The sequence below is a fragment of the Proteus sp. G2618 genome (genome assembly GCF_009915995.1).
In the GTDB taxonomy this organism is placed as follows: Bacteria; Pseudomonadota; Gammaproteobacteria; order Enterobacterales; family Enterobacteriaceae; genus Proteus; species Proteus terrae.
In genome coordinates, this window is the sequence record NZ_JAABNI010000009.1 from 1 (window position 1) to 6,638 (window position 6,638).

The window sequence follows — 6,638 nt, forward strand, 5'->3', positions numbered from 1 at the left end:
GCTATAAAAGGATTATATGGACTTTCGAAAGATATGAAACCCCATCCTTTGCCTGGTATTTTGGGAAATATAGGCTCTGCCTTTACAACAGAGACTACAAACTTTCTGATGCAAGAGAAAATTAAGGAAGTTGAGGAAAAAAATAGTGAATCAAAAAACTAATCAATTTGAATACTTTCTTGTTATGACTATTTTGTGTGTGGTAGTCCTGTTTATTATGGGACTGGTTATATACAGCATAGGTGAGTGTATTATTTGGTTATTGATTGGTGGAGATTTTATTTTTTCAATCGAGTTTTTAAAAAAGATTATTAAAGCAAGTCTATGGGCTGGGCTAGTCGTTGGAATAGGGATGTGGTTTATAGAATATAAGTTACGTAGATGATGTTAAGATCCCATCTCAAAATGGTGGGATCTTTCTTTTGGTTATCACTCCGTCTCAATAACCTTGGCTTGTTAGCCCGTGGTACTCATCAATCCTTTTAGAAACCAACGATAACGTTACTGAGCGTGATATTCAAAATCACCTCTTCCAGCAATAGAGGCAATCACGACAGGAAGTGGAGCATTAATGGAGTATGGATTAGGTAATTTTATAGCAAAACCTGTAACTAATTGGGTTGGTAAAATAATAACAAAAGGCAATAATTCCAGATTTAATGAAGTGTTGAGAAAATATTCAGAGTCAGAGGTTAAGGGAAAGTCTTATATTATGAAGGAAGTATCAGAAAGTGAAATTTCTTCTTGAGTAGGTAATATTGGTGATAGCGGGGCTGCGGAAGTTAGTGCAAGTTATATGCAAGACATAATTAATGAAACAGAAGAATAACAATGAAAAGAATATTTCATATTATTGTACTTATTATAGGATTAATGATTTTATTTACTTTATCATTATTAATTGTTGCAATAGTTACTTATATTAGCATAGATTTGTTCTTTTATTTTTATGTAGAAAGACCTATTTTACTTAGTTTAATTGAATTTAAACGAGCGTTAAGAATAAGCATAGGCGGAGGTATACCCGCAGGGATTGGCTTTGGAATTCTCTATATAAAGGAAAATAAAATATAATGATTTTACACTATTTGGTAAAAGTTTTATTTTTAATATATCACCTTGAGTTTAGCTTTAGACGAAATTAATAATACTATGAATATAAAATTAATCAAATATTTACACTCAGTTTATCCAGAATTACCTATTGATGTTAGCTATATGCGAGGTTATTCTGATGATGAAATAAAAAAAATCGAACGTTTATATGATATCGAAGTGAAAGATCAGTTATATGATTTTTTAACGAGTATAGGGCGTTGTAGTGGTGGTCTTTTTGGCGATGATCCTCTTCTTTTTTATAGAAATCAAAAAACAATAAGAGGAAGTATATTGATGCAATCAGGAATGAGAGAGGAACTCTCTGCTATTCAACAATATGATTTATTAGATAAAAAACCATTTTTTATTGCAGTGGAAAGTTATACTCAATACTTTTTTGTTTTAACAGCATCAGTTACACCTAATATCATTTATCAATATGATGAGAATGAAGAAATAGTCGAAGCTACTGATTGGGATCTAAAAAATTATTTGAGATATATAGTTAATGTTTATACTCGAAATTACGACGTGAAGACATCTTTCGATCAACATGGTGAACTAATTATTATTTAAATAGTATGACTAGTCCTGATATAGATTGACAACTTTTCAGGCATAAAACGCTCGATGTACTTCATCGGGCGTTTTATAGTTTAATGATAATTGTGGCCGTTTTTCATTATAGAGTTGAATTGATTCTTCTACTAATTTTCTTGCTTGTTCCAGATTACTCCCCCTCACTCAGCCGGATAATCAATAGTCCAGTTTGGTGATAGAGGAATTAGTGCGCTACAACCTAAAATCCTAATTTATTCAGCCACTTATTAATGATGGTTAGTTATAGACTAAGTTGGATTTATCTTCATTTGTAATAAATGCATTAATCGCACTATCTGGCAATAATCTTTCTGGTGCATTGGCAATGTAGATAACCGTGTTAGAAAAGGTGAATGGAATCGACCTTCTAATGAGTAACAAGAAGATTTTAAAGAAAAATTCTCTGATTATATCAAATGGTGATGATATGGATTTATTACAAAAAGAATGTATTGCAAGTGTAACTCTATATGATGTGAGAGCCTCCGAAGGTGAATTAATGGTTTACGAAGAATGCATCGATTATGTATTAGCTAATTGCTCTGATGCAGAAATACTCAAAATCACGGGCTGTGAAAATGGGGAAGAACTATCCTTTTACAAGGACGAACTTATTAGATTAATCAAAATGGTTGGAAATCCAGAATACCTTCCTGATAGGTACAAAGATTTATAAAAAATAATGGCATAGTGGCTATTTAAAGAGTCACTATGCCAACAAATTTTAACCTTTTACCTCAACCTCGTTACATGTTCTCAGTTAGGATCATCTGCAATAACAGAAATGACTAATTCAGAGATCCAAGAAATAATTAAAAATATTAATGAACAAAAAAGAGATGAAAATAATGAATAATAAAATTAATTCTATTGAATATTTTTTTGTTGTGGCTGTTTTATCTTCAGTTGTACTCTTTTTTATAGGAATATTATTCTACTTTTCAATTCATGGCATTTTTTGGTTATTTATTGGTGCTGATTTCTCTTTCTCATTTGATTCATTAAAAAAAATCATTAAGGTTGCTGTAGTAGGGGGAGTGGGTGCTGGTATTGGCAGTTGGTTCATAGAGTATAAATTAAGAAAATAAAATTATTTGAGTGGATATTTCTTCATTTTATGGTTAATAAGGTAAAGAGTATTTAATTAATATTAAATTTCAAGATATTACTTTTAAGAAAAAGATGCTAGATAATAAAAGTATTAAGATAAATTTTTATAAGAAGGGTGTTGGGAACGGGCTAATGACGAAAATTTAAAGAGTTAAAAATAGATTTTCTAACTATAGGAAGAAGTAAAATAGTTCCAAGTTTTGTAGAAAATAATCCTAAATTTACAATAAATATCTATCAAGGAACAATAGGAAAAAGACCATGAACAAGCAAACTCAAATTTGTTATTTTCACTCAGTTTATCCTGAACTATTTATAAATTGTAATAAAATAAAGGGTTATAGTATAGATGAAATAAAAAAAATAGAGAAACTTTATGATGTTGAAATAAAAGGTCAATTATATGATTTCTTAATATCTTTAGGGAGATGTAGTGGCGGATTGTTTAGTGATAATGCACTAATTTTTTATCGAGAGAATATGGGGGTTAGGTCGCATATATTTTTTCAACATTCGTTCTGTGAAGAGCTATTTAATCTGCAATATTATGATTTTCTAAAAGAAAAACCATTTGTATTCTCATTTGAAAATGAAACGCAATACTTTTTTACCTTAACTAAAAATGATAATAATGATTTAGTGTATCATTATGATGAGAACCAAGAAACTGTAATATCAACAGGTTTAAATTTTAATGAGCACCTTCGTAATTTAGTCAATACAGATACACGGATGTTTATTAAAGATATAACAGATGATCTTGTTGGTGAATTAATAGTCATTAAATAATGAATTAAAAGTATATCTATAAAAATTAATAATAATCCTAAATACTAAAAGTACAGTAAGATCTCTAATAATGAAATGCTGACTATTGACAGTCGGCATTCTTATTTTTATAAGCTATGAAAAGCTATTTTTTAGTATAGTACGTTTATTAAAATTAGCACTGTAAAATACTTAGTAATACAGAGTATTTAATGAAGTAAAAATCAAATTCAAGGTAATAGTGTTGAAAGTGATATTCAGCGCATGATAGCGCACGGCTTACTGAATGCAGGCCTTGCATTGGCAAAAGGCGAGAATGCAGTAGTACAAGCTTCTGGCGCAATGACAGGGGAAACAGTGGGTATTTTATCACCCTCACTTTATGGTAAAACCCCCGAAGAACTCACCGAGACTGAAAAGCAGAATATAAGTGCATGGGCAACGTTAACTTCAGGGATTGTTGGCGGTTTAATTAGCGATAATAGCACCGGTGTTGCCAATGCCGCCCAAGCCGGGAAGGTGGTGGTTGAGAATAATTATTTAAGTAATCGAGATGTTCTCGACATGAGACTTGCACTGATAGAAGCGAGTAAAACAGGGGGAAGATAAAGAAAAAATTTATGCAAAATACCGTGAAATTAGTGAAAGACGTAGACAAGAAGCAATAGCAGATGGTAAAGAGGGGAAAATTCCAGAAACGATTGCTTCATGGGAAGAGTTAAAAACCGGAATTGATCAAGTAGATACTTTAAAATGGATAGCATGGTTTGATTCGTTAAGTACAGAAGATAGACGGCAACTGGTTAATTTCGTTAAAAATGAAAATGAACAAAGTGCTCAAGGTATTTTCAATTCTGCGACTTTTGGGGCAAGAGTTGCTTTAGGAAGCAAGGAAGGTTTTGATAGTATTGGTATGTCAGGGCCCTCTAAGGATTCTGGGATCACGGTTAGAACAACGGCGATTCGAGGTAATGAGAATAATAAAAAACAGACACCAGAACGAGATAATAAAGAGTCTCTGAATGACATAGATCCAGGAAAACAAGTCTCTGGTAGTAAAGGAAATTGGAATAAAGAATTAAATAAACCTAAACCAAACATGGTTTATACTGTTGATGAAAATAAAGTTTATCAGACAGATTCTTTAGGTAGAGTGACATCAGTTACAGCTACATTAGAATTAAATAAAAGTGATAGAAATGGTTACCAGCAATGTAAAGTTGGTAAATGTGGTGAAACTGGGGATGATGGTGGACATTTAATCGCGACAAGATTTTCAGGACCAGGTGAAAAAATAAACATGGTGCCAATGAATTCTAATTTAAATCGTAGTGAATGGAAAATATATGGGCAAGATCGTTAAAAGATAATAAAGAGATAATCGTTAAGATAGAGCCTGTATATATAAGGAATAGTGATAGGCCAAATAGTATTAACGTTACATACAAAATAGGAAATTAGCCCCCTATAGAAAGGACGTTTATTAATGACTCTAAAGGTGAAAAATGAAAACAGATCAGGAAATATATAATAATATAGGTACGTTATTGTATAACATAGCCCCTAATGAGGCTAAAAAGATAAATATGAGAGCTAATTTATCAGTTGAAGGTAATACATGTGAATATGAATATGATTATCTTGACAATGAAAATTCATTGAAATGGCTTACAGCTGGTGGTGTTGCAAATACACAGATGCTCCACAATTTGGTTGAACTGAGAAATTATTATATAGAACATAATTTAACTAATGATCTACCTATTTGGAAAGGCTGTGAAGTAACTTTAGATTTAGAAACAATGAAAATTAATATAGATTTTAAGTACGAAAATTAAATTACAATCTCGAACGCTATTGTGGATCCCAAAGGGATCCACCTTGTGACTTTACTCTCCTTCAGCTTCTTACCAATAATAGTCAGTTGGGAGTGGACAGTTGAAAGTGATATTCAGCGCACGATAGCGCATGGATTACTCAATGCAGGCCTTGCGTTGGCAAAAGGCGAGAATGCAGTAGTGCAAGCTTCTGGCGCAATGACAGGGGAAACTGTGGGTATTTTATCGCACTCACTTTATGGCAAAACCCCTGAAGAACTCACTGAAACTGAAAAGCAGAATATAAGTGCATGGGCAACGTTAACCTCAGGGATTGTCGGCGGTTTAATCAGTGATAATAGTGCGGGTGTTGCCAATGCCGCCCAAGCAGGGAAAGTGGTGGTTGAGAATAATTATTTAACAGCCAAACAAATAACTTCATGGCTTGAAAAGTATTATCTTGCTTCTACAGATGAGGAAAAGAAACATTTAGTTGAATTAGGAAATAATGTCGATGCAGAACAACAGCAAAAAGCGATAGAAACTAGGATCACTAAAGAACATTTGGTTCAACAACAAGATGAATTAATTTTACTTATTCAATCAGCAGATTGTAATGCTCATTGCAAATCAATTGCTGAATATAGTATCAAAAAACTGGATCCTATCATTGAAAATTATAGTGAATTACAGCGTGGTAATAATATTCCACGAGCCGTTGTTGCAACGACAGCATTAGGTTTACCTATAATGAGTAAGGCTATTAGCCCTTATGTAGCGAGTTGGTTAGGTAGCACTACTGTTGCTAGCCGTGTGGTAGGTGTAACAACTACGGGCACAGCAAATTTAGCCATGCAGGTGCATAATATTAACACAGACCCAAAAGCGAGCTTTAGTTATGCAAGCTTTGGTTCTTCTTTGTTAACAGGAGGAATAACATCAGGAATGGGGTATTGGGGAACGCTCACAACCAATACAACTGGTGCGGGTGTTTCAAGTTTAATTGATGGAGAATCACCTTGGGTCTCAATGGGAGGCGCATTAGTTGGTTCAACAGTCGGCTATGGAGGCACAAAATGGTTAACTCATCATTTTGATAATAAATTTAATCCTTGGTCTAGCGGGCTTAAAGATCGCCCATTAGTTGTAATGCCATCAATTACAGCTCCGCCGAGTGTATCAGTAGTACCAAGTATTGTTGGAAGTACAATTGGAGCTATTGGTTCCGAAGGTGCGAATAAAATA

General features: G+C 33.1%; 10 protein-coding genes and 2 pseudogenes. 11 read left to right on the forward strand and 1 reads right to left on the reverse strand.

Features of this window, described 5'->3' with window-relative positions; all coding sequences use genetic code 11:
- Positions 1-145 precede the first annotated feature (145 nt).
- The 4 genes from GWJ01_RS03730 to GWJ01_RS03745 all read left to right on the forward strand — a co-directional run bounded on the left by GWJ01_RS03730 (position 146) and on the right by GWJ01_RS03745 (position 1,674).
- On the forward strand, positions 146-385 hold the full coding sequence (locus GWJ01_RS03730; protein WP_109402977.1) for a hypothetical protein: 240 nt from the start codon (positions 146-148) through the stop codon (positions 383-385).
- A 186-nt stretch (positions 386-571) separates the two neighbouring features.
- A complete protein-coding gene (locus tag GWJ01_RS03735; protein WP_157957625.1) occupies positions 572-748 on the forward strand; it encodes a hypothetical protein in 177 nt (58 codons plus the stop codon).
- A gap of 83 nt (positions 749-831) precedes the next feature.
- Complete coding sequence (locus tag GWJ01_RS03740; protein ID WP_109402978.1) at positions 832-1,074, forward strand: hypothetical protein; 243 nt, start codon at positions 832-834, stop codon at positions 1,072-1,074.
- Between the two features lie 78 nt (positions 1,075-1,152).
- Entirely contained in the window at positions 1,153-1,674 is a 522-nt protein-coding gene (locus tag GWJ01_RS03745; protein WP_109402979.1) for a hypothetical protein, read from the forward strand.
- A 36-nt stretch (positions 1,675-1,710) separates the two neighbouring features.
- Here the strand turns inward: GWJ01_RS03745 and GWJ01_RS03750 are convergent.
- A pseudogene (locus tag GWJ01_RS03750) lies at positions 1,711-1,833 on the reverse strand (integrase core domain-containing protein); the annotation flags it as partial.
- 235 nt (positions 1,834-2,068) lie between these two features.
- Between GWJ01_RS03750 and GWJ01_RS03755 the strand changes: the two are divergent.
- From GWJ01_RS03755 to GWJ01_RS03785, 7 genes and pseudogenes are all read left to right on the forward strand, one after another.
- Positions 2,069-2,374: a hypothetical protein gene (locus GWJ01_RS03755; RefSeq protein ID WP_227003227.1), complete on the forward strand. Its 306-nt coding sequence runs from the start codon at positions 2,069-2,071 to the stop codon at positions 2,372-2,374.
- A 172-nt stretch (positions 2,375-2,546) separates the two neighbouring features.
- Positions 2,547-2,786: a hypothetical protein gene (locus tag GWJ01_RS03760; protein WP_109402981.1), complete on the forward strand. Its 240-nt coding sequence runs from the start codon at positions 2,547-2,549 to the stop codon at positions 2,784-2,786.
- A gap of 283 nt (positions 2,787-3,069) precedes the next feature.
- The gene (locus GWJ01_RS03765) at positions 3,070-3,597 is read left to right on the forward strand and encodes an SMI1/KNR4 family protein (RefSeq protein WP_109402982.1); all 528 of its coding nucleotides are present in this window, start codon (positions 3,070-3,072) and stop codon (positions 3,595-3,597) included.
- A gap of 243 nt (positions 3,598-3,840) precedes the next feature.
- The gene (locus tag GWJ01_RS03770) at positions 3,841-4,185 is read left to right on the forward strand and encodes a VENN motif pre-toxin domain-containing protein (RefSeq protein WP_161710714.1); all 345 of its coding nucleotides are present in this window, start codon (positions 3,841-3,843) and stop codon (positions 4,183-4,185) included.
- 490 nt (positions 4,186-4,675) lie between these two features.
- A pseudogene (locus GWJ01_RS03775) lies at positions 4,676-5,037 on the forward strand (DNA/RNA non-specific endonuclease).
- Positions 5,038-5,081: 44 nt separating this feature from the next.
- The gene (locus GWJ01_RS03780) at positions 5,082-5,414 is read left to right on the forward strand and encodes a hypothetical protein (RefSeq protein WP_109402984.1); all 333 of its coding nucleotides are present in this window, start codon (positions 5,082-5,084) and stop codon (positions 5,412-5,414) included.
- A gap of 45 nt (positions 5,415-5,459) precedes the next feature.
- The coding region (locus GWJ01_RS03785; RefSeq protein ID WP_161710715.1) for a VENN motif pre-toxin domain-containing protein at positions 5,460-6,638 on the forward strand (1,179 nt) is incomplete at its 3' end.